At 60.0% G+C, this 22,774-nt stretch carries 15 protein-coding genes; 9 read left to right on the forward strand and 6 right to left on the reverse strand.

Translation table 11 applies throughout. The annotated features are described in order from the left end of the window. Positions 1-2: 2 nt before the first annotated feature. The 6 genes from AC3RLQ_RS17375 to recF all read right to left on the reverse strand — a co-directional run bounded on the left by AC3RLQ_RS17375 (position 3) and on the right by recF (position 7,767). Complete coding sequence (locus tag AC3RLQ_RS17375; RefSeq protein ID WP_422322281.1) at positions 3-1,589, reverse strand: Rne/Rng family ribonuclease; 1,587 nt, start codon at positions 1,587-1,589, stop codon at positions 3-5. Positions 1,590-1,622: 33 nt separating this feature from the next. Continuing rightward, on the reverse strand, positions 1,623-3,908 hold the full coding sequence (gene mrdA, locus AC3RLQ_RS17380) for a penicillin-binding protein 2 (protein WP_493029937.1): 2,286 nt from the start codon (positions 3,906-3,908) through the stop codon (positions 1,623-1,625). Next, positions 3,898-4,512, reverse strand: coding sequence for a hypothetical protein (locus AC3RLQ_RS17385; protein WP_422322277.1), 615 nt, complete (start codon positions 4,510-4,512; stop codon positions 3,898-3,900). The genes mrdA and AC3RLQ_RS17385 overlap by 11 nt, the downstream gene beginning before the upstream one ends. Positions 4,513-4,518: 6 nt before the next feature. Continuing rightward, entirely contained in the window at positions 4,519-5,370 is an 852-nt protein-coding gene (gene mreC, locus AC3RLQ_RS17390; protein WP_397382761.1) for a rod shape-determining protein MreC, read from the reverse strand. A gap of 80 nt (positions 5,371-5,450) precedes the next feature. Continuing rightward, positions 5,451-6,482: a rod shape-determining protein gene (locus tag AC3RLQ_RS17395; RefSeq protein ID WP_377169129.1), complete on the reverse strand. Its 1,032-nt coding sequence runs from the start codon at positions 6,480-6,482 to the stop codon at positions 5,451-5,453. Between the two features lie 214 nt (positions 6,483-6,696). Then, positions 6,697-7,767 carry a DNA replication/repair protein RecF gene (gene recF, locus AC3RLQ_RS17400; RefSeq protein ID WP_493029938.1) on the reverse strand — a complete coding sequence of 357 codons (1,071 nt, stop codon included), beginning with the start codon at positions 7,765-7,767 and terminating at the stop codon, positions 6,697-6,699. 77 nt (positions 7,768-7,844) lie between these two features. On the opposite strand from recF, the gene hisS reads away from it, so the two are divergent. The 9 genes from hisS (at position 7,845) to ftsA (ending at position 22,757) form a co-directional block, all read left to right on the forward strand. After that, on the forward strand, positions 7,845-9,134 hold the full coding sequence (gene hisS / locus AC3RLQ_RS17405) for a histidine--tRNA ligase (RefSeq protein WP_493029939.1): 1,290 nt from the start codon (positions 7,845-7,847) through the stop codon (positions 9,132-9,134). A gap of 49 nt (positions 9,135-9,183) precedes the next feature. After that, entirely contained in the window at positions 9,184-14,556 is a 5,373-nt protein-coding gene (locus AC3RLQ_RS17410; RefSeq protein ID WP_493029940.1) for a PVC-type heme-binding CxxCH protein, read from the forward strand. Positions 14,557-14,617: 61 nt separating this feature from the next. Then, entirely contained in the window at positions 14,618-16,018 is a 1,401-nt protein-coding gene (locus tag AC3RLQ_RS17415) for a DUF1501 domain-containing protein (RefSeq protein WP_493029941.1), read from the forward strand. A 118-nt stretch (positions 16,019-16,136) separates the two neighbouring features. After that, the gene (locus AC3RLQ_RS17420; RefSeq protein ID WP_493029942.1) at positions 16,137-17,267 is read left to right on the forward strand and encodes a Re/Si-specific NAD(P)(+) transhydrogenase subunit alpha; all 1,131 of its coding nucleotides are present in this window, start codon (positions 16,137-16,139) and stop codon (positions 17,265-17,267) included. 6 nt (positions 17,268-17,273) lie between these two features. Beyond that, entirely contained in the window at positions 17,274-17,555 is a 282-nt protein-coding gene (locus AC3RLQ_RS17425; RefSeq protein WP_397381651.1) for an NAD(P) transhydrogenase subunit alpha part 2, read from the forward strand. Between the two features lie 43 nt (positions 17,556-17,598). Next, the gene (locus AC3RLQ_RS17430) at positions 17,599-18,990 is read left to right on the forward strand and encodes an NAD(P)(+) transhydrogenase (Re/Si-specific) subunit beta (protein ID WP_493029943.1); all 1,392 of its coding nucleotides are present in this window, start codon (positions 17,599-17,601) and stop codon (positions 18,988-18,990) included. Between the two features lie 406 nt (positions 18,991-19,396). Then, positions 19,397-20,383, forward strand: a complete 987-nt coding sequence (locus tag AC3RLQ_RS17435; RefSeq protein ID WP_493029944.1) for a 3-keto-disaccharide hydrolase — start codon at positions 19,397-19,399, stop codon at positions 20,381-20,383. A gap of 194 nt (positions 20,384-20,577) precedes the next feature. After that, positions 20,578-21,534 (forward strand): cell division protein FtsQ/DivIB, encoded by a 957-nt coding sequence (locus tag AC3RLQ_RS17440; protein ID WP_493029945.1) that lies wholly within the window; start codon positions 20,578-20,580, stop codon positions 21,532-21,534. 5 nt (positions 21,535-21,539) lie between these two features. After that, positions 21,540-22,757 (forward strand): cell division protein FtsA, encoded by a 1,218-nt coding sequence (ftsA, locus tag AC3RLQ_RS17445; RefSeq protein ID WP_422322256.1) that lies wholly within the window; start codon positions 21,540-21,542, stop codon positions 22,755-22,757. The last annotated feature ends 17 nt before the right edge of the window (positions 22,758-22,774 follow it).

The following is a 22,774-nucleotide window of genomic DNA, read 5'->3' on the forward strand; positions in this document are numbered from 1 at the left end:
GATCAGGGGCGAACTTCTTCGCCGGTGGTTGCATTCGTCAGCGTGATCTGCTCGCGGTGGAGTGCAGGATCACTGCGGAAGGTGAGACGCGCCTGATACTTGCGTTCAAGATCGACCAGCAGCTCACCATCCTCGGTCTTGAGGCGGGTCATCACCTCGGGATGCACGATGACGATGAGGCTCTTTTGGTCCTCCTTGGCACGGCCCAGCACCGAGACAAGACGACGCTGCAGCTCGACGCTCATGGTGAGCGGCGTCTTGACCTGGCCGTGGCCTTTGCAGTACGGGCAGGGTTCATAAAGCGTGGTGCCCAGGCTCTCATTGAGGCGCTGGCGGGTCATCTCCATGAGGCCGAACTGCGAGATGGGCAGGACCTGGGTCTTGGCCTTGTCACGCTTGAGATGGTCCAGCATCAGCTTGTACACAGCCTGCTGATCGCGGCGATGTTTCATGTCGATGAAGTCCACCACGATGAGGCCGCCCATGTTACGCAGGCGGAGCTGGCGCGCGACTTCGGCGGCGGCTTCGAGGTTGGTTTCAAGCAGGAGCTTGTCGACGTCCTTGTGCCCTTTGTTGCGGCCCGTGTTGACGTCAATGGAGACGAGAGCTTCCGTTTGATCGATCACGATGTAGCCACCGCAGGGCATCCAAACCTGGCGGTAGAAGGCGTTGTCGATCTGCTTCTGAATGCCGTAGTGCTCAAAGATGGCGCTCTGACCTTGGTAATGGTTGATACGGCGCTTCGCACGGCCGGAAATGTGAGCCGCCATGCGCTGCATGCGCTCGACGGTGGCCGCGTCATCACAGGCGACTTCATCGATGTCCTCGGTGAGAAAATCACGCACGGTACGCTCGACGAGATCAGGCTCCTGGAAGCAGCAGACGGGCGCGTTTTGTCCGTCACGCTTGGCGACGATCTGGTCCCACTCGTCGAGAAGAATGTTCAGATCGCGCACGATGTGACGCGCACGCTTACCGGAGGCTTCGGTGCGCAGGATGATGCCCATGCCCTCAGGCAGGCTGATTTTTTCGATGATCTTGCGCAGACGGGAGCGCTCCTTCGGGTCTTCGATCTTGCGCGAGATACCGCAGGTGTCGTTCAGCGGCATCAAGACGAGCAAACGTCCGGCTAGAGAAATGTTGGTGGTGACGCGCGGGCCTTTGTTTCCCACGGGACCTTTGGTGACCTGCACCATGATCTCCGAACCGATCGGGTACAAAGTAGGGATGTCCTTGGCCTCAATGCGCTTTTTCTTTTTGCTGCCGCCACGATTGATCTCCTCCAGACCGGCATCCAGCGCAGCCGGAATGGCGTCCCAGAAATGCAAGAAGGCGTTTTTGTCGAAACCGATGTCGATGAACATGGCCTTGAGACCCTGCTCGATGTTGCGGATACGCCCCTTGAAGACGCTGCCAATGAGGCTCTGGGTGCCGACGCGCTCGATATTGTATTCCTCCACGACGCCCTTGTCGAGCAAGGCCACGCGGTTCTCCAATTTCTCGCAGTTGATGACGAGGCGCACACCGCTTTTGATGTCGCGTTTACCAGTAAGCAGTTCTTTGATTCTTTGAACGAAGGTCAATGCCATAATATAAAGTCTCCCTGAAATTGGTGCAGTTCTTCAGCGGAAGAGCTTGCGAAAAAATCCGCCGCCGCTGGGAGCGGAATCGGATGGTTTGGTTTCCTGGGAACCTCCCCGGTTGAAAATACCGACCCTGCGCACTGGCACGGCCTTTGGCACATTCTGTCCGGAGCTGGCTCCGGCTGATCCCGCTGAATCAGCCTTCGGTTTGATGTTGGGCCGCGCATTTCCACGCGGTGCGTCAGCATCAGCCGGTTCTGGCGCGGACACACCCGTGCCCACGTCACCGTCCTCATCCGCGCCGAGGCCCTCTGGCACCGCAGCGTCAGCGTATTGGACGGATGCTATATGATTGAAATGACCTTCCGCAGGCTCCATCGCCGTAATGGGGACATTAAAGTTGGGATTGTCCAAAGCCATGCATTGTTCGAGCACCCGGCGCGCCACGGGCGCGGCACAACCACCGCCGGATTTGCCGTTTTGCACGAGCACGGCCACAGCGAATTTGGGATCCTTGTAGGGCGCGAAACAGATGAACCAGGTGTGATTGTCGTCATGCTTCACGCGCTTCTCGTCGAGGCGCCAGTTCTGGGCCGTGCCGGTCTTGCCAGCGACCTCCACTCCCGTGATGCGGGCTCCTTTGCCCGTGCCTGAGGGATCATTGACGACCTTCCACATGCCTCTGCGAATGACTTCGATCTCCTCTGGCTTCACGCTGGCAGAAAGATCGCCGCGGAGACTGGGTGGATTTTCCAGCACCGCCTGGTCATGATCCATCACCCGTTTCAGCAGATGCGGACTCCAGGCCTTGCCACCATTGGCCACTGTGGCGCTGACCGAGGCCATTTGCAGGGGGGAGGCGAGCACAAAGCCCTGCCCGATGGAGGTGTTGGCGGTGAAGCCGTCACTCCAGCGCTCAGCAGGATGGTTCGCGCGAAGCCAGTCCGGGTTGGGAAGAATGCCGGGGCTTTCGTCTTCGAGTTCAATGCCAGTCCGTGTACCGAGGCCGAGAATTTTGCCCACCTTGGTGATGTTGCCGATCCCCGCCGCATTGCCATAGCGGTAGAAGAAGCAGTTGCAAGAATACTTGATGGCGTCACTGAGGCCCAGCGTGCCGTGAGAGCCGCCGCTCTGGCGCTGAATCCAGCACTGCATGGCCTTGGTGCCATAGGTGACGCTGCCGCTGCAGTTGAAGTGGTTCAAATTGATGCCCGCAAGGCAGCCGGCAAACGAGATCGGAATTTTGAAGGTCGAGCCTGGCACGTGGCCTTTCACCGCGCGGTTGAGCAGCGGCACGGTTTTGTTGTCCAGCAGCGCATCCCAGTCGGACTGCTGGATGCTGGGGATGAACTGGTTGGGATCGAATGAGGGAACGGAAACCATCGCCAGCACCTCGCCGGAGTTTGGATCAATCACGGCCACCGCACCACGGCCGATCTTGGCATCACGCAGCGCCTTGTCGGCGATGATCTGCATGCGTGCATCGAGCGTCAGATAGACATCGTTGCCTTTGCGAGGCTCCACATATTCTTCATCCACTTCACCCACGGGTCTGCCGCGCTGGTCACGCTGCATGACACGGACGCCGGGCTTGCCCCGCAGGTAGTTGTCGAAGCTTTTCTCCACGCCAGCACCGCCAAAGTCATCCGGCACGTAATAGTCCCAGCCCTTGCGGTCTTCGGCCGAGGCGCGCTGATCATCCGGCAGACGCACGTAGCCGAGGATGTGGCAGGCGACTGATTTCAGCGGATATACGCGCGAGGCACGCTCGGCGACGGTGACCCCCGGCAGCCCCAGATTGTGCTCGGCGATGCGGCTGAATTCAGCGAAGGACAGATCATCGCGATACACCCACGGCACCGCGCCACCAAAGCTGCGGTAGTGCACGCGCAGGGATTCCACCGAGTAGTCCTTGTGGACCCCCATCTCGATCATGCGGGCGGTGATTGTGTCCTCGAAAATTTTGTAAATATCGAGTTCGGGCTTCATCCGCTTGATGCCTCTTTCGGAGATTTCAAAGGTGATCTCCGGCACGGCAGCCTTCTTGATCTTGGCGAGGCGCTTGTACTCGGTGACGACCTCTGCGAGATTGATGCGAACCTCAAAGCTGGCCTTGTTGGTGGCAAGGACGACGCCGTTGCGGTCCTTGATCTCTCCGCGCGGACCGGGAATGCGCGCGCGTTCCTTTTTCGCCCCGGGAATCATCTTGGAAAACTCCTCCCGGCGGTCAATCTGCAGCGACCACAGCCTGAACACAAGCAGTCCAAACCCGCACATCATGGCGAGCGAGAACAGATAGAGGCGGAAGCGATATTTAACGACCATCGAAACGGTACCTCAGGCCTTCGTATTTGATTTCATAGCTCGACAGGCGGGCGAGCGAATAAAGCAGCAAAAAGATGAGCGGTGCCGCGAGCATGGCAAGCAGGGAGTCGGTGATCATCTTCGTCCATACGCCTGCCGGAAACTGCAGGGAACCCCGCAGGAAAGTGATGATGAGAAACTGCGCCAGCAGCCACACAAAGACCGCCAGGCCAACCATCAGCACCGGGAGCTCAAGGCGGCCCCGTTTGAACAACGGACGGATGCCCTGCAGGAGGGTGCCGAGCATCCCAAACAGGACGATGGAGAGGCCAAATGGCAGCGGATGACTGCCCGCGCCCAGTTCAACGTCTGCACCGGTGCCAAACACATCCTCCGCACCTGAGAGGCTCTCCAAGACTCCGGGCAGATGGCGGGCATCCCAGACAAACCCGGTGATGAAGGCAAGCAGCAGCATCATCGAAAACGGTGCGGCCACGGAAGCACTGAAGAAGAATACAGCCGGCAGAAACAGCGTGGCAAACTGGGCGATCTCCAGCCCGGGAATGAACTCCTGCACCATGAAGGTGAGCAGAAGCAGAATGATGGAGATCGGGTGGAACAACATGGCGGCTCAGGGCTTGGCGCGTGCCGGTGTCGCTGCAGGTTCCGGTGTGGGCTCGGCAACCTGCATTTCAATCACAAAGACATAATCCAAGGTGGAGAAATCAACGGCGGGTTCGATGACGGCCTCTCCGGAAATTTCACGGTTTTCAAAACGCTTCACACGGCCCAGCAGCAGATCCGCAGGAAACACTCCGCCTTCACCCGAGGAGTAAACCCCCGCACCAGCGTTGATGTTCGAGTTGCGATGGAGGAAACGCAGATGCAGCTCAGGGCGAACCTCCAGCGCGGCACGTTCGCCACCCAGAATGCCCTGCTCCAGCGTTCCTTCGATTTTGGCCGACACACGGCACATTTCATCCGTGAGCAAAATCACCTTGGCCATGTGAGGGGCCAGCGTGGAGGTCTTACCCACAAGTCCGACGGATGTGATCACCGGACTGTCCGTGCCGATGCCATCGAGTGAACCTTTGTCGATGATCAGGCTGTTCCACCAGGTGCTGGAGCTGCGGCGGATCACCTTGGCAGCCGTCATTTTAAAAGGCGCCGACTGCTTGAACTCGATGAGCTGACGCAGCTTGGCGTTCTCCTCGATGATCTGGTTGTACTTCTGCTGGATGATACGCAGCCGCTCCAACTGGACGCGCTGCTCATCGTTTTCCCGTTTCATTTCGACCGGATTGATCTGCGGAGCCACGGCAGACTCCGCCGCCTGCTCCATCGCCGCACTGCTGTGGATGAAAGGAGACAGCAGACTCATGACACGAGACTGGATCTGCCGGGTGGTCGCAGTGTCAAAGGTGAACACGGCAACCAGCCCTGCCACGAAGATCAGAAGCGCGAGGATGTTGAGCTTTTTCATGATTGGCCTTTCCTCCGGGCTGGGTGCGGTGCTTTTCGGCGGATGCTTTCAAGCGGACACAGTGCAGCACGAAATGGTCATCAGACTTCGGTCGTGCTCACTTTGCGCAGGAATTCCAGCTCACTGAGCACCCGTCCGGTGCCTTCGCCGACGGCGCTGAGCGGATCTTCCGCCACATGCACCGGGAGCGCTGTTTCTTCCTGAAGCAATTTGTCGAGGCCGCGCAGCAGAGCGCCGCCACCGGCAAGCATGATGCCACGGTCCACCAGGTCGGCGGAGAGTTCCGGCGGGCAGCGTTCCAAAGTGGTGCGCACAGCGTCGATGATCGCATTGAGCGGCTCCAGCATGGCTTCGCGGACTTCCTGGCTCGTGATGGTGATGGTCTTTGGCAGGCCGGCCACCATGTCGCGTCCTTTGACTTCCATGGTCGTTTCCTTGCCCAGCGGGAAGGCGGAGCCGATGCGCAGCTTGATTTCTTCCGCAGTGCGCTCGCCAATCATGAGATTGTAGGCACGCTTCATGTAGTTGATGATCGCTTCGTCGAGTTCATCGCCGGCCACGCGCACGCTGCGGCTGTAAACGATGCCGGAGAGCGAGATGATCGCCACCTCCGTGGTGCCGCCGCCGATATCGACGATCATGTTGCCCGCGGCTTCCTGCACCGGCAGACCCACACCGATGGCCGCAGCCATGGGTTCTTCGATCAGGTAAACTTCACGCGCGCCGGCCTGCTCCGCGCTTTCCTTGACCGCACGCTTCTCAACTTCCGTGATGCCGGAGGGCACGGCGATGACCACGCGCGGTCCGCGCATCTTGCGGCCCCCGCCCTGCACCTTCTTGATGAAATGGCGCAGCATGGCCTCAGTCACACGAAAGTCGGCGATCACGCCGTCCTTCAACGGGCGGATGGCCGTGATGCCGCCCGGAGTTCGTCCGAGCATGCGCTTGGCATCGTCACCCACAGCGACGACTTCGTTGGTGCCGGTTTTAACCGCCACAACGGAGGGTTCTCTGAGGACGATGCCGTGATCTTTTACATAGACGAGAGTGTTTGCCGTGCCGAGATCGATGCCGATGTCTTGGGCGACGAAGCCGAAAAGTTTGCCGAACATTGAGAATAAATGGGAAAAGTGTTGAAGCGAGCAGGCGTCAGAATCCAGATGCGCGACGGAGAATTCCAACTGTTTTGAGAATCACGAAAAGCCACGCGCGCAAGGCAATCTAACCCACCTTAAAGCTAAAACTGCCTGAAAATGCGTCAAGGGATGTTTCTGAGAAGCTTAGGATTGGTAAATTCAGGCCATTTCCGGCCAAACGCCACCCTTTTCATCCCCGGATTCGGCTGAATTTGGCCTGTTCGACTCCAAAAACCCGTCCCGCCAGGTGGTCGGCGTCCGCCCAGTCCAAATTCGTGGTCGTGATGATCTTCTGCGTTCCCGGTGGCAGGCAGGACAGCAGGGCCCGACGGCGGTGGGCATCCAGTTCACCGAAAACGTCATCCATCAGCATCAGGGGGGGCGAACCGCAGGCGTGCTCCAGCACCTGCGCCTGGGCGAGTTTCATCGCCAGCGCAAACGACCGCTGCTGACCTTCCGAGGCAAAGGTGGTCGCGTCCAGATCATTCAAGCGCATCCCAATGTCATCACGGTGCGGCCCGAATGCGGTCGAACGCGTGCGAGCTTCTTCATCCCGCATCGTCAAAAGCGCCTCAAACAAGCCCAAGGCGGCATCACTCGTGCGCTGATAGGTGATGTACACATTCTCCATACCATCACTCAGCTTCGCATGCGCCAGTGACACCTCAGGGCCCAGGGCGGCGCACAGTTCTGCACGCCGCTGCCAGAGTGTTTGGGCAAAGCCGTCCATGACGCGTGCAAAGGCGTCCGCCTGCTTCCACGCGATGCTGGCATCCCGCTTCAACACATGATTGCGGCCACGCAAGGCGCGCTCATAACCACGCAGCGCGTGCAGATAATCGGGAAACATCTGACTCGCCGCGAAGTCGAGAAACCGGCGCCGGTGCTCCGCACCACCACGCAGCAAATTCATGTCGCGGTGATCCATCCACACCACCACACCCGAGGCAGCCAGATAATCCGCGGATCTGCCACAGGTGGCGCCATCGACTGCCAACCGCCGTGTCGTGGCTGACTGTGCATAACGCAGCCGTTTGCCGCGCCAGTGCGCTTCCACCAGGCACGTGGCAGCACCAAAGCGCACCATCTCGGCACGGTTGGATGTTCTGGGTGATTGCAGACGCAGCAGGACGCACGCGGCTTCGATGAGGGATGTTTTTCCCTGGGCATTCCTGCCCACCAGCAGCGTCACATCGGGATGCAATTCCAGCCTCGCCTCGGCGAAGCAGCGGAAATCGCGCACAAACAGGTCGGAGAGCATGCAATCAGACACTTCTGCACCACGCCGCATTTCCGGTTGCGTTCACGTTGCACATGAAGATGAATCCCGCCCCCTCTATGGCCTCCTTCCGCACAGTCAAAGGCTTTCGCGACTTCTTCCCTGAAGAATGCGCACTGCGAAACTACATCACCGAAACCTGGCGCTCTGTCGCACGTCGCTATGGCTTCGTGGAGTACGAGGCCCCGCTCGTCGAAAGCACCGACCTCTATCGCAAGAAAAGCGGCGATGAGATCACCAACCAGCTCTACTGCTTTCTCGACAAAGCCGAACGCGAAATCTCCCTGCGCCCGGAGGTCACACCTTCGCTCGCACGCATGGCCACCGCTCGTCAGCGTGATTTCAAAAAGCCCATCAAGTGGTTCCAAATCGGCCCCTGCTTCCGCTATGAAGAACCGCAGGAAGGACGCGGCCGCGAGTTCATCCAGTTCAATGCCGACATCCTCGGCGACTCTTCGCCCGCGACTTCCGCTGAGCTGATAGCACTGGCGATCGATGTCGTGCGTGAGTTCGGCGTCAGCGCAGATGATTTCATCATCCGCCTGAGCAACCGCGAAATCTGGAGTACCTTCCTCGCGGACAAGAACATCGCCGAGGAGCACACCACAACCTTCCTGAGCATCATCGACAAAATCGAACGTGCACGTCCGGAAGAGACGGAGAAGAAGCTCGCTCTCATCGGCCTCACGACCGCCGAAGTCCGCGCCTTCATGGCCTCCACGGATGAGAACCACCCGGCCTTTGCTGCGCTGCGTGAGAACCTCACCGCCCGTGGCCTGTGGCAGTTCATCAAGATTGATGCCACCATCGTCCGTGGCCTCGCCTACTACACCGGCGTTGTGTTTGAAGTCTTTGATCTCAAGCACGGCCTCCGCGCTCTCGCAGGCGGTGGCACCTATGACAAGCTTTGCGCCCTCATGAGCGACGGCGGCGTGGACATGCCGGCCGCAGGCTTTGCCATGGGAGATGTCGTGCTCGGCATCCTGCTGAAGCGCACACCCGGTGCACAGATGAAGCTCACCAGCGCCTATCTTGCAGCCAGCAGCATCGATGCCTTCGTGGTTGTCGCTGATGAGGCCCAGCGCCCGCACGCGCTCGCCGCCGTGCAGGCCCTGCGTGCCGCAGGAATCCGCATCGATTACAGCTTTGGCGCTCAAAAAGTCGGCAAGCAGTTTCAGGCCGCCGAGGATCGCAAGGCCCGATTTGCCATCGTCTTCGGTGCTGAATACCCTGAGGTTGTGATCAAGAACCTGCTGGCCCGCTCGCAGAGCGCTGTGCCGGTGGCAGGTTTGGTCGAAGAAGTGCAGAAGCTGCTCGCTGAACCCGCGATTGGCCCGTTGATCGCTTAATAGGCGGGCAAGCAAGTGGTCTTCATGAGCGTTGGTTTGAGCCAATCTCATGAAGTCCCTCCTGTTTCTTCTCGGCCTCGCTGCAATCTCCGCACAGGCACAATCGGCCTTCCGCGCAGGCGTCTCCGCCATCGACATCACGCCCACGACTTTCCCACGGATCATCGCGGGCGGCTTCATCGAAGGACGTGGTGACAAGATCGTGGACCGGCTGCATGTGCGCAGCTTTGTGCTGGATGACGGGAAGATGAAGATCGCCTTCACCATCGTGGACACCTGCATGATGGAGCAGTCGCTCATTGATGAGGCCAAGGCGCTCGCATCCAGGCAGTGCGGCATTCCGGTGGATCGCATGATGGTCAGCGCCACGCACACGCACTCCGCACCGGCGGCGATGGGCTGCCTCGGCACGCGCAAGGACACGGAGTATGGCAAATTCCTCATGCCAAAAATTGCCGAAGCCATTGTGGCGGCGGACAAGGCGCTGCAGCCCGCACGCATCGGCTGGGGCAGCTTTGATGACTGGGAGCACACGCACAACCGCCGCTGGATTCGACTGCCCGGCAAGGAGGTCGTTGATCCCTTTGGTGAACCCACTGGCCGTGCGAACATGCACCCCGGTTACCTCAGCAAAGACGTCGTCGGCCCCAGCGGTCCGGTCGATCCGCAGCTCTCCGTCATCTCATTGCAAACGATTGACGGCAAACCACTGGGCGTGCTGGCGAACTACTCGCAGCACTACTTCGGCAGTGGTCCGATTTCATCGGATTATTACGGCCTGTTCTGCAAACACCTGGCCGATAAGCTGGGCCAGCCGGGCGAAGGCAACGGCGCCTTCGTTTGTGCGATGAGCCAGGGCACCAGCGGTGACCAGATGTGGATGGACTACGGCGCGGAGAAAAAGAACATCACCCTCGACGCCTACGCCGGCGCTGTCGCAGACAGCGCCATGAAGGCGCTGAAGACAGTCCAGTATCTCGATCACGCTCCCCTCGGCATGGTGGAGAAAACACTGGAGCTAAACTACCGCGTCCCCGACGAAAAGCGCCTCGCCTGGGCACGCCCCGTCGCCGCGAAGATTGTAAACGATGTGCCGAAGAACAAGGAGGAGGTCTATGCCCGTGAAGCGCTGATCCTGCATGAGAGGCAGAAGACGAGCGTGAAGCTGCAGGCCATCCGCATCGGGAATCCTGGCATGGGTGAACTGGGCATCACCACTCTGCCCAATGAAGTCTATGCGCTCACTGGTCTGCTGCTCAAATGGACATCCCCTTTCCAGAACCACTTCAACATCGAGCTGGCGAATGGCGCGGAAGGCTACATCCCGCCGCGTGAGCAGCATGCGCTGGGTGGCTATACCACATGGCCGGCCCGCACTGCAGGACTTGAGGTGGGGGCGGAGGAAGAGATTCGCACCGCCTTGCGCGAGATGGTGGGCGAACTTGATCTGGCTCCCGGCAGGGGCATGAGCGAAGACATCACTCCTTACACCTCGGCAATCATCGACTCTCATGTCGATTTGTTCATCGATTTTCAATCGGGCATTCGTGATCTTTGTGCAGTTCGAACGGGTGCCAGGACGGTCGTGAAAGGCGGCCATGCACTATGGCTTCCAGGCTTTAACGCAGGGCGGGGATATGGTGATGAGTCGGCCCTCAGGCCGCAACAAGTCCAGGTGCCACGCGACAAGATCAACCGCTCCATACACCTCGCGGGCGGGCATCTTGAAACTTCCAACCTCAAACTTGGAAAGCAGGCCAGCGCCGCCCTCTGGTTTTGGCTCGGACATGAAAGCGGCGCGACTGATCGCACCGGCGAACTCATCAACGCTCTCGGCGTCAGCCTGAAAGCGCATCAGGATGCAAGTCACCGCGTACGGCTCACGCTGGGCGGCGAGGAATCAAAGGAGGAGCTCTTTGCCGACGACTGGCATTGGGTGGTGCTCGCGCGTGATGGCGACCGCGTCCGCGTGCACATCGACGGCGCGGAAAAGCCTTCGCTGGAAGGCAAGGCCGGCAAAGTGAACGACACCCTGCTCTTTGGCAGAGGGCTTCAGGGCAGACTCGATGAAATCACGATTTGGAACAGGTCGGTCGAAACTTCGCTAATCGCAAAGCTATGGGATATTTCGAAGGTGGCTGAGGACAACGCGCGGCATGCAGTCACGCGGAAGGAGCGGACGAAACAAGCGCAGGTGCAGAACTCGGCCTTGTTGCAGGGGCAGGCAGACTGGTCGGCCTCACTACGTTTCCGCAATTCGAAGGCAAACGATGTCAGTGCAGTGACGGCCTACCTCATTTCCCGCGGACCCAAGGGCGACAATCAGGCGCCGGGAGATCATCTGGGCATCGGCGGAAGCTACAAGGACTCGCTGCCCGGCAGGCTGTTTGTCTATAACGGCAACGCAGCGAATCAAATCGTGCGCGGGCATACGCTCATCGCCCCGGGTTCATGGAATGAGGTGAAGCTGGAACGCCACGGCACGCATGTGAAGGTCATGCTGAACGGCAAAGTGGAGATCGATGCCGAGCTTCCCGTCACCGCACCCGGCGCGACCGAGTTGTTCTTTGGCAAGCGCTGTGATGACCTCGCGCCGCTCGAAGGTGAATTCTCAAATATATCAGTCACCGGTTTGGAAAAACCCGCCGCTGCGATGCCTGCGCCGAAGGTGGAACTTGCCTCACAGCCGCTCTCTCCCGAGGAATCGGCCAAAAAATGGCATGTGCGTGAAGGATACCACATCGACCTCGTCGCGGCAGAGCCTGTGGTGCTCGATCCGGTGGCGTTTGACTGGGATGACAAAGGGCGGCTGTGGGTCATCGAGATGGCGGACTACCCGCTGGGCATGGATGGCAACGGCAAGGCAGGCGGACGCGTGGTCATGCTCGAAGATACCAACGCTGATGACCGTTACGACAAGCGCACGGTGATCGTGAATGATCTGAGCTATCCCACCGGCATCCTGACCTGGCGCGATGGCGTCATCGTGACCGCCGCGCCGGACATTTTCTTCATCAAACCGAGCGGAGAAAAGCAGGTGCTCTTCACCGGCTTCAGCACGGGAAATCAGCAACTCCGTGTGAACGGCCTGCGCTGGGGCATGGATGGCTGGGTGTACTGTGCGGCAGGCGCGCACCACGGTGGCTACAACAAAGGCACGCAGATTGAATCCAAGCTCACCGGCGAGAAGATCGACCTCGGCAGCCGCGACTTCCGCTTCAAGCCGGACACGGGCGAGTTTGATCCGCAGAGCGGCCCCTCGCAGTTTGGCCGCGCCCGCGATGACTGGGGCCACTGGTTCGGCGTGCAGAACAGCTTTCCGCTGTGGCACTACGTGCTGCAGGACCACTACCTGCGCCGGAATCCGCACGTCATTCCGCCGGACCCCATTCACCAGCTCTTCCCGCGCAATCCATCGGTGTATCCCGCCAGCAGTATGGAGAAGCGCTTTCACAGCTTCGACCAGGCGGGCCGCTTCACCAGCGCCTGCGGTATCGAGGTCTATCGCGACCGCTTGCTGTTCAAGGATGGCAAAACCCACGCCTTCACCTGCGAGCCCTTCCACAACGTCGTGCAACATCACATCCTCGAAGACGACGGCGTCACCTTCAAAGCCGTTCGCGATCCCGCCGAGTCAAAGATGGACTTCCTCGCCAGCGAAGACCGCTGGTGCCGCCCCGTGATGGTGCGCACCGGACCCGATGGCGCACTGTGGGTGGCGGACATGTACCGCTACATGATCGAGCACCCGCAATGGCTGCCGCAAAACGGCAAGGATGAACTGCTGCCGCATTACCGCGAAGGAGATGACAAGGGCAGGATTTGGAAAATCACGCGCACTCCAGAACCGCCTCAAGGGGGGACTACAAAACAAGACTTGGCTTCCTCGAACGGCTGGCAGCGTGACAAGGCGCAGATGCAGCTGGCATGGAGCGATGAGAAGGCAGCCATCGAAGGGCTACTCAAATCCAAACAGCCCCAAACGCGGGCACAGGCCGCGTGGACACTGCTGACCATGAAGAAACTCAGCACCACCGCATGCTTGGACCTGCTGGCAGATGAATCGCCACATGTGCGTGAACAGGCATTGCAGATGGCAGAGAAGTTGGAGTGGGAAGGTGCGGGAGCATCGTCACTCCAAAAAGCGCTGACGAAACTCGTGAACGACAAGGACGAGAAAGTGCAGCTGCAACTGGCCTGCAGCCTCGGTGAACTGAAAGGCGACTGGGCGGCGGATCTGCTGGCGCAACAGCTGCGTGAGGTCCCAGCAGGTTCGTCCCTTCAGGGCGCAGCACTGAGTTCGGTGATGCCGCATTTGGAAGGTGTTTGCACACGCTTTCCTGAAAGTGCGGCACCGGAAAACAACCAGGTCATCGGCATGCTGTTTCGCTGCGCTTTGGCAGTGAAAAATGAGAGGGCCATCGCCACGCTGCTGTCCCACCAGGGAGCTCAAAAACATGCCACCGAGCTGCTTGCCGTCCTTGATGAAAAGGGGCTCTCGCTATCCGCCTTCACACAGCAGGTGACTTCGGCGGAAGCTCAGCAGGCATTGAAGAAAATGGCAGACCTGCTTCACACGGCTGCAGAGGATGTCAAAGCGGCCAAGGAGGCTCCCCCCATGGCGGCAGTGGCGCTGCTGGCATCAGACCGTGAACATCGCGAGATGGTGAAAGCCCTGCTGCCGGAACTCTGGAAGAAATCAGCAAACACCGAAGTGCTTCGTTTGGTGGCAAAGCTTCAGCCGAAGGACGGACCCGAATTCCTGCTGGCAGGCTGGAATGAACGCACGCCGACGGTGCGGGTGCAGATCATCGAGACGTTGCTCTCCAGCGATGCCTGGACCCTGGCCCTGCTGCAGCGGCCGGAGGCAAAATCATGTGATGCAGCACTTCGCGCGCGGCTGACGAAACACCCGAAAAAGGAAATCGCGAAGCAGGCAGCGGCGGTGTTTGCGGATGCCACGAGCGCCACGCGTGCAGCGGTGGTGGAGAAGTTCAAACCCGCACTGAAACTGACAGGCGACGCGGCGAAGGGAAAGGCGATGTTCGCCCAGGTGTGCATCAGCTGTCACAAGCTGGACGGCGTGGGCATCGAGCTGGGGCCGGATCTGCGCAGCGTGGTTCAGCATGACGCGGAGAAGCTCATGAACTCCATCCTCGACCCGAGCGCGATCATAGAGCCGGGATTCATGGCCTACCATTGCACGCTCAAAAATGGCGAGCAGCTCTATGGCGTGATCGCCACGGAAACCAGCGCGAGCCTCACGCTGAAGATGGCGGGCAATCTGACGAAGTCCGTGCTGCGCAGCGAGATCGCAAGTTTGCAGAGCACAGGCACATCCCTGATGCCGGAAGGCCTCGAAGCCGCTCTCACGCCGCAGTCGCTGGCGGATTTGATCGCGTATTTGAAGGTGCCTAAGTGAATGCGGGTAGGAATTGAAGTGCGCGGTTAGAGTTGGTCCCGGCCCTGCGTATTGAACTCCGATGTCATCCCCCGATCATCCCTGCTCCGGCCACAGCGCCCCGCATGCATTCACATTCATGAACCCGCGTGTGCGGGATGGCGTGGTCGTCCACAGCCGGCGCTCGGTGTTGAAGACGAGCCTCGCAGGCCTGGGCGGCCTCACCCTGCCTGCGCTGACGAAGCTGCGCGCGGAGGGAAAGACCACCAAGAGCGGCAAAGCGGTGATCCTGCTCTGGATGACCGGCGGCCCCTCGCAGATCGACACCTGGGACCCGAAGCCTGACCGCCCGCGTGAGATTCGCGGCCCGTTCAAAACGATCCCCACCAAGCTGCCCGGCACGCACATCTGCGAGTATCTGCCCAAGCAGGCCGCCATGCTGGACAAGTTCACGCTCATTCGCTCGGTGGACTGCCGCTTCAGCAATCACGAGCCCAACATGGTCATGCAGACCGCGAACCTCGCCAACGAGCCGCGCACGAATCCGAAGGCGAAGTATTATCCATCCTTCGGCAGCATCGTGGCAAAGCATCGCGGGGCCAATCATCCGTCCATGCCGCCTTATGTCGTGCTAAACATGAAATCGCGCTCCCACGTCGCGTGGGGCGGTTATCTCGGCACGCAGTATGATCCCTTCGATGGCAGCAGCGCCACCAAGCTCTTCCAGCTTCCCTCCGGCCTCAGCATGGACCGCCTGCAAGCGCGCCAGACGCTGAGCAAACAAATGGACGGCCTGCGTGCCGACATCGACGCCAGCGGCATGATGAGCGCCATGGACAGCTTTTCGCAGACCGCCTTCGACATCGTCGCCGGTGGCCGGGCGCAGGAGGCTTTTGATCTGAGCAAGGAACCGCAAAAAGTGCGCGACCGCTACGGCGAGCATGATTGGGCCAAGCAGGCGCTGCTCGCACGCCGTCTCGTGGAGCGCGGCTCATCCTTCGTCACCATTGATCTCAGCAATCACGGCGCCTCCGGCACCTGGGACAATCACGGCGACAACATCCCGCCCTACGGCGGCATCTGGAATGGCCTGCGCCCGCTGCTGCCAGTGTTTGATCACGTCATCACCACACTCGTCAGCGACCTCGCAGAGCGCGGCATGCTTCAAGACACCTTGGTCATCACCATGGGCGAGTTTGGCCGCACACCCACACTCGGCACGCAGGGCAGCACCGATGGCCGCAACCACTGGCCCTACGTCATGTCCATGTCCCTCGCGGGTGGCGGCTTCCGTCATGGCCAGGTCATCGGTGCCTCTGACAAAGACGGCGGGCAGATTGATGAACGCCCCGTCACCCCCGGCGATCTCGCCGCCACCATCTACCACCACATGGGCGTCCCGCTGGATACGATTTACACGGATCATCAGGGCCGGCCCAACTTCATCGTGGATCAGGGTGCGCCATTGCGAGAGCTTATCTGAACCTGAGCGATCAGCTCTGCCCACTAGGGCCACAGCCTATCCACGTACTCTCCTTTCATTCTTTACATGATGCGGGCCAGGTGTCAGGCTTTGTCATCGTTCGTGTCCTCCCATCCAGATGACTGTCGCTGTTCCCAAAGAAACCCATGCGGGAGAAACGCGCACCGCCTTAGTGCCTGAGCACGTGGCCAAGCTTGTGGCCCTGGGCGCAAAGATCGAAGTGGAAGCAGGACTCGGGCTTTCCTGCGGCCACAGTGATATGGATTATACGAGAGCAGGCGCCGCAGTGCGGACAGATCGCACTGCGATGCTGGCCGCAGCAGATGTCGTCCTTCAGGTGCGCAAGCCAACGCTGGATGAAGTGAGCGCCATGCGTGAGGGATCAATGTTCATCGCGTTGCTCGATCCTTTTCAATCACCAGACTTGATTCGTGCATTGGCGACGCGCGGAGTGAGCGCCATCAGCATGGAGCTTGTGCCCCGCAGTACGCGGGCGCAGAAAATGGACGTGCTCTCCTCGCAGGCGAGTCTCGCGGGCTATGCCGCCGTGATCGTGGCCGCAGGGCAGTCCGGCAAAATTTTCCCCATGATGATGACGCCTGCAGGCACGATCAAGCCGGTGAAGGTTTTCATCATCGGTGCAGGCGTCGCAGGGCTGCAGGCAATCGCCACGGCCAAACGTCTCGGCGCCAAGGTGGAGGCCTTTGATACGCGCCCCGTCGTTGAGGAGCAGGTGAAATCACTCGGCGCTAAATTTGTGAAAATCGACGTGGGTGAGACCGGGCAGACCGAAGGCGGTTACGCGAAGGCGCTGACCGATGACCAGCTCAAGCTCCAGCGTGAAGGCATGGCACGCGTGTGCGCAGAGTCGGACATCGTCATCACGGCAGCGCAGGTGTTTGGCAGGCGTGCTCCAGTACTGCTCACCAGCGAGATGCTGGATGCGATGAAACCAGGCAGCGTCGTGGTGGATCTCGCGGTCGAAAGCGGCGGTAACGTCGAAGGCGTGGTGGCGGACCAGATCATCGAGCGCAAGGGCGTGAAGATCGTCGGCATCGCCAGCCTGCCGGGCCGCGTGCCGGTGCATGCCAGCCAGATGTACTCGTCCAATGTCACCGCACTGCTCACGGAGTTCTGGGACAAGGAGACGCAGGCGCTGAAGCTGAACCTGGACGATGACATTCTCAAAAGCTGCGTCGTCACCCACGGCGGACGCATCGTGAACGACAAACTCGCCACCGCCACCTGACCTGCCATGACCGTGGAAATGCTCATCTTTGTTATCTTCGTGCTGTCGGTCTTTCTCGGCTTCGAGCTCATCTCCAAGGTGCCCTCCATGCTGCACACGCCGCTGATGTCCGGCACGAACGCGATCCACGGCATCATCCTGCTCGGCGGCATGCTGGCGCTTGCCGAGGCCGACGGCTTCCTGCAATCCGCCGCCGGATTCGCCGCCGTCGTGCTGGGCTCCGCCAATGTGTTCGGCGGCTTCATGGTCACCGACCGCATGCTGCAAATGTTTAAACGCAAGAAGTGAGACAACCGGAACAAAGTGGAGATAGACGAAGTCAACCGCCCCCATGATCACCTCTTTTGCCTTTCTGCTCGCTTCTGTTCTTTTCATCCTCGGCATCAAACTGCTGGCCTCGCCCAAGACCGCGCGGCGGGGAAATCTCATCGCAGGTGTGGGCATGGTGCTCGCTCTGCTGGCGGTGCTGCCGCAGATGCATGGCCCTCACGGTGGAGGCGTATCACTGTGGAAGTGGCTGCTCATTTTCGTCGGCATCCTGCTGGGTCTGGCTGTGGGTGCCGCCGGCGCCTACAAGGTGAAAATGACCGCCATGCCGCAGATGGTGGCGCTCTTCAATGGTGCCGGAGGTGGTGCAGCGGCTTTGGTGGCAGCCATCGAGTTCGCGCATCTCACTTCAGATTCGAGCCTGAAGTTTGTGGTGTCGATGCTGTGCGCAGCGATGATCGGCGCGGTATCGCTGTCCGGCAGCATCATCGCCTTCTTCAAGCTCGAAGGCCATTTCGACAAACCGGTGACCTATCCCGCGCAGCAGTTGCTAAACGGCCTGCTCTTCGTGGCCAGCCTCTTGCTCGCGATCATGATGGCAGCAGGCTCGCACAGCATGGTGCTCATGAGCTTGTTCCTGGTGATCGCGCTCGCACTCGGCGTGCTGATGGTCATGCCCATCGGCGGCGCGGACATGCCAGTGGTCATTTCCCTGCTGAATTCCTTCACCGGACTCGCCGTCGCGGCAGACGGTTTTGCCATCGACAACGTCGCCATGATCATCGCCGGCACGCTCGTCGGCTCCTCCGGCACTCTCCTGACCCTGGCGATGTGCCAGGCCATGAACCGCCCCGTGACGAATGTGCTCTTCAGCGCCTTTGGCAAAGTGGATGCCGCCGCCAGCGCAGCAGCCGCTGCCACGGGCAGTGTGAAATCCGTGCAGGCGGATGAGGCCGCCCTGCTGCTCGGCATGGCAGGACGAGTGGTCATCGTGCCCGGCTACGGACTCGCCGTGGCACAGGCGCAGCATCAGGTGCGGCAGCTGGCGGATGAACTCGCCAAAAAAGGCGTCGAAGTCAGCTTTGCCATCCATCCCGTGGCCGGACGCATGCCCGGCCACATGAACGTCCTGCTGGCCGAGGCCGATGTACCCTACGACCAGTTGATTGAAATGGAAACGATCAACCCCGAGATGGAGCGCGTGGACGTGTGCCTCGTCATCGGCGCCAACGACGTGGTGAACCCCGCCGCGCACGAAGACAAATCCAGCCCCATCTACGGCATGCCCATCATCGAAGCCGAAAAAGCCGGCACCGTGATCGTCATGAAGCGCAGCATGGGCAAGGGCTTCGCCGGCATCGAAAACGCCCTCTTCCTGCGCGACAACTGCCGCATGCTCTTCGGTGATGCCAAAGCGTCCTTGCAGGAACTCGTGACGCTGGTGAAGGCGGGGTAGCCGACCCATGGCTCAGTCACCATGGATGCCCGCGCAGCAGCACGGCGAAACCTCCAAATGCACTTGCATGCAGCCGCCCTCCTTCTCGCCTGCACCTTCCAAGAGTTTCCGCCCGGCGGTTGAGGGCAGAGGGAAAAGACACCAACGGTGAGTTTAAAATCCCATTGAATTGGTAGGGTTTGGTGCCAAGGTGCCAATACCTATATATAGGTATTGGCACCTTGGCACCAAACCCACGAAGGGCCATGAGAGCCAAATGGCACCAGTTTGGCCCTCGTGGCCCTTGGCCCCGGAGGGGGATCGGTACGATCCCTATCCTCCAGAGCGCTGACGCGTTCGCAGAGCACCTGCGGAGCATCTCTCCTTGAACTGGCGTAAGTTGTTACGCTCGTCACATTCCCTGACCATGCGCCTCCTCCTCACTGCCCTTCTGTTTGCCACAGTCGTTCATGCCCAGCAGCCTGCCGCGCCGAAGCCGAAGGCCTTCACCGATCCGGCACAGACGGACGAGGATTTCGCGATTCAGGGCGAGTATGTGGGAGAAATCGATGGCAAGAGCTACGGCGTACAGATCTGGGCGCAGGGCGGTGGAAAATTTGAAGCCGTGAGCCATCTCGGCGGCCTGCCGGGGGCGGGTTGGGATGGAGACCGGAGCACGATCACTCGGGTCGGCGGCACTCGGGCGGCAGACGAAAAGACCGCCTCGTTTACTTCGCCAGACGGCACCATCAAAGCCGAGGTGAACGGCGCGAGCATCCTGGTGAACAATGCTGACGGGCTGAAAATCATGGAGCTCAACCGCACGAACCGCGAATCCCCCACCCTGGGTGCCCCGCCGCCGGAGAATGCGACGGTGCTGTTTGATGGCAAGGGGGTGAACCGTTTCCCCAATTCGCGTGTGGATGAGAAAACCGGCGCTTTGATGGAGGGGATCACCAGCGAGGACACCTTTGGCGACTGCAGTCTGCATGTGGAGTTCCTCCTGCCCTACATGCCCGACGCGCGGGGTCAGGGCCGGGGAAACAGCGGGCTCTACCTGCAAGGCCGCTACGAGGTGCAGATGCTCGACAGCTTTGCCCTCGAAGGAAAGGACAACGAGTGCGGCGGGTTGTACAAGATCGCCGCTCCGAAGGTGAACATGTGCCTGCCGCCGCTGACCTGGCAGACCTATGATGTTGATTTCACCGCTGCCAAATACGATGCCGGCGGCCAGAAGTCCGCGAATGCAAAGATCACCGTCAGACACAACGGCGTGGTGATTCACGAGAATCAGGAACTGCCCGGCGCGACGACTTCAGCCCCCAACAAAGAGGCCACCAGCCCGGGTCCGGTTTACCTTCAGAACCATGGCAATCCGGTCCGCTACCGCAATATCTGGGTGGTGAGAAAGTAACGCTGACATCGCATCTGCCGCAGGATAACGGACGAATTGCGCCGCAAAAATGTGAATAACCCAAGCCCCTAGGAATACGGGGGTCGCATTTTTTCGCGAATAATTATGGCAATCGGACTGGGAATCTATTATTTAAGGCCCATTAACTACCAATTCCGCATGTATTCGGAACTGGCCTTTTTGTACGCCTGCTCATGTCTTCTGCCAAGAATGGCTCGAAAAAATCAGCCAAGCGCCCTTCCCGCAAGCGCAAGGGAACGGGCACCCACGTAATCGACTATCAGCCGGAATCTCCGGTCATTCGCGAGCATGAGGCCGTGGAGCGCCGCCGCCGCGGCTTCCGCACGGCCATGTGGCTGATCACTGCGATGATCGTGGTCGGCATCGGCTGGGTGACGTGGCATGAGGCACTGGAAAAGAATTCACAGTTCATGCTGAAGACCGTGGAGGTGAACACGGAGGGCACCCTCACGCGGCAGCAGCTTGTGGCCGCCACCGGCCTCACCGAAGCCACCAACCTGCTCACCATGAACCTGCGCGAAGTGCGCGCGAAGATTGAACGCCTGCCCCAGGTGAAGTCGGCGGTGATCCATCGTGACTACCACGGCAAACTCACGCTCGATGTCGTGCAACGCCTGCCAGTGGCCTGGATGGAATGCCCCAAGCACAAGCTCATGGGCCCTCTGACCGGCAAAGGCTGCCTGATTGACGCAGAAGGTGCGCTGGTGCCCTGCAACGTCATCACCCGGGACTATCTCGCGATGCCCCGCATCCAGTTCCCGAACCTCAGCGAAGCCACCCCCGGCAAGCCATCTCCAGACATGCAGGTTCACGCGGCGCTTCGTCTGATGGAAAAGCTCCAAAAACGCCAGCAGGATGACCATCCCACGCTGGAAATGATCGAAATTCCGAACCCATGGTCACTCGTCGCTCATTTTAACGGTGACACCAAAATCACTTTCGGAGTGGATGACATGGACCCGCAGCTGGCGCGCTTTGACCGCGTCATGCATGAGGCGCGCGCGCGCAAATGGCGCCTCGCCACGCTGAATTTGATCGCCACCACCAACACCCCCGCCACTTTTCATGAAACGCCGGATGTCACCGGGCTGAATCTGGCGGACACCGCCTCCACTCCACCCGCACGCTGAAACTCATGGCCAAAAGCACTATTTACGCAGGTCTTGAAATCGGAACGCACAAGATCTGCGTCGTCGTGGGTGAAGCCAAGCGTGACGGAGCCATCAAGATTCTCGGCGTCGGCCAGGCTCCTTCCCGTGGCGTGCGCAAAGGCGAGATCGTGGATTTCGAAAAGGTCCAGACCTGTGTGAACGATGCCCTCGTGCGTGCGGAAGACCGCAGCGATGTGATGATCCGCAATGTCTTCCTCGGCGTCACTGGCGCACACATAGAAAGCTTGAACAACCGCGGCCGCCACCGCCTGCCGGACGATCAGACGGAAATCAGCGAGGACGATGTGGAGGAAGCGAAGGAAATCGCCCGCAGCGTGTCCATTCCCCAGTCGAATGTCTTTCTGCACAGCGTCACACGGCAGTACATCGTGGACGGGCAGGAGGCCGTGCGCCAGCCCATCGGCCGCGAGGGCCGCGTGCTTGAGGCTGATTACCACATCATCCACGGCGTCCGTGGCCGGGTGCAGAATGCCATCCGCTGCGTGCGTGAAATTCCGCTCGAAGTGGAGGACGTCGTCTTCAATCCCGTCGCTGCGGCACAGGTCGTGCTCACACGTGAGGCGAAAATGCAGGGGGCGCTCATGATCGACTTCGGTGCCGGCACTTGTGACTACGTCTTGTATGAAGACGGCATGATCACCGCCTCCGGCTGCGTCCCTCTCGGCGGTGACCACATCACCAATGATGTCTCGATGGCGCTGCAGATCCCGAACGGACGCGCCGAACGCCTCAAGGTGGAGGAAGGCAGCGTGCTCTATGACGAGGTGCCGGAAGGCGAAATGCTCAGCATCGAGGACGACACTGGCTTGATCCTCGGCGAGATCGAACGTGCGTTTTTGAATGAGGTCATGAACCTCCGTACTAAAGAAATACTTATTCAGGTGAAGGTGCGTGTGGAGGATCACCTCGGTCGTCTCGGCGCAGGCATTTACCTCACGGGCGGTGTCAGCATGATGAAAGGCGTTGACGTGGTGGCCCGCGAAGTGTTTGGGATCAAAGTCACGCGCGCAGGTTCGGCTCCCGTCAGCGGCATCACCGCCACTTTCGAGAATCCCCAATACTCCGCTCCGATCGGCCTCATTCGTTATGCGCAGATTCTTGACAGCGAGAAGCCTTTTCTCTCCCCCTTGAAGCGCCTTGGCCGACGAATGCAGGAGCTACTCTCATCCGTCACACTTTAATTTAAAAACAGCAGCCC

Source organism: Prosthecobacter sp. GW821-HT29F12 (assembly GCF_058803405.1).

What these genes read in the sequence shown, in the direction of transcription:
- AC3RLQ_RS17440 (WP_493029945.1), top strand. Translation starts at nt 20,578, where the DNA reads ATGTCTTCTGCCAAGAATGGCTCGAAAAAATCAGCCAAGCGCCCTTCC.
- AC3RLQ_RS17420 (WP_493029942.1), top strand. Translation starts at nt 16,137, where the DNA reads ATGACTGTCGCTGTTCCCAAAGAAACCCATGCGGGAGAAACGCGCACC.
- AC3RLQ_RS17415 (WP_493029941.1), top strand. Translation starts at nt 14,618, where the DNA reads ATGTCATCCCCCGATCATCCCTGCTCCGGCCACAGCGCCCCGCATGCA.
- recF (WP_493029938.1), bottom strand. Translation starts at nt 7,767, where the DNA reads ATGCTCTCCGACCTGTTTGTGCGCGATTTCCGCTGCTTCGCCGAGGCG.
- mreC (WP_397382761.1), bottom strand. Translation starts at nt 5,370, where the DNA reads ATGAAAAAGCTCAACATCCTCGCGCTTCTGATCTTCGTGGCAGGGCTG.
- AC3RLQ_RS17395 (WP_377169129.1), bottom strand. Translation starts at nt 6,482, where the DNA reads ATGTTCGGCAAACTTTTCGGCTTCGTCGCCCAAGACATCGGCATCGAT.
- hisS (WP_493029939.1), top strand. Translation starts at nt 7,845, where the DNA reads ATGGCCTCCTTCCGCACAGTCAAAGGCTTTCGCGACTTCTTCCCTGAA.
- AC3RLQ_RS17375 (WP_422322281.1), bottom strand. Translation starts at nt 1,589, where the DNA reads ATGGCATTGACCTTCGTTCAAAGAATCAAAGAACTGCTTACTGGTAAA.
- AC3RLQ_RS17385 (WP_422322277.1), bottom strand. Translation starts at nt 4,512, where the DNA reads ATGTTGTTCCACCCGATCTCCATCATTCTGCTTCTGCTCACCTTCATG.
- AC3RLQ_RS17410 (WP_493029940.1), top strand. Translation starts at nt 9,184, where the DNA reads ATGAAGTCCCTCCTGTTTCTTCTCGGCCTCGCTGCAATCTCCGCACAG.
- AC3RLQ_RS17430 (WP_493029943.1), top strand. Translation starts at nt 17,599, where the DNA reads ATGATCACCTCTTTTGCCTTTCTGCTCGCTTCTGTTCTTTTCATCCTC.
- AC3RLQ_RS17435 (WP_493029944.1), top strand. Translation starts at nt 19,397, where the DNA reads ATGCGCCTCCTCCTCACTGCCCTTCTGTTTGCCACAGTCGTTCATGCC.
- mrdA (WP_493029937.1), bottom strand. Translation starts at nt 3,908, where the DNA reads ATGGTCGTTAAATATCGCTTCCGCCTCTATCTGTTCTCGCTCGCCATG.
- ftsA (WP_422322256.1), top strand. Translation starts at nt 21,540, where the DNA reads ATGGCCAAAAGCACTATTTACGCAGGTCTTGAAATCGGAACGCACAAG.
- AC3RLQ_RS17425 (WP_397381651.1), top strand. Translation starts at nt 17,274, where the DNA reads ATGACCGTGGAAATGCTCATCTTTGTTATCTTCGTGCTGTCGGTCTTT.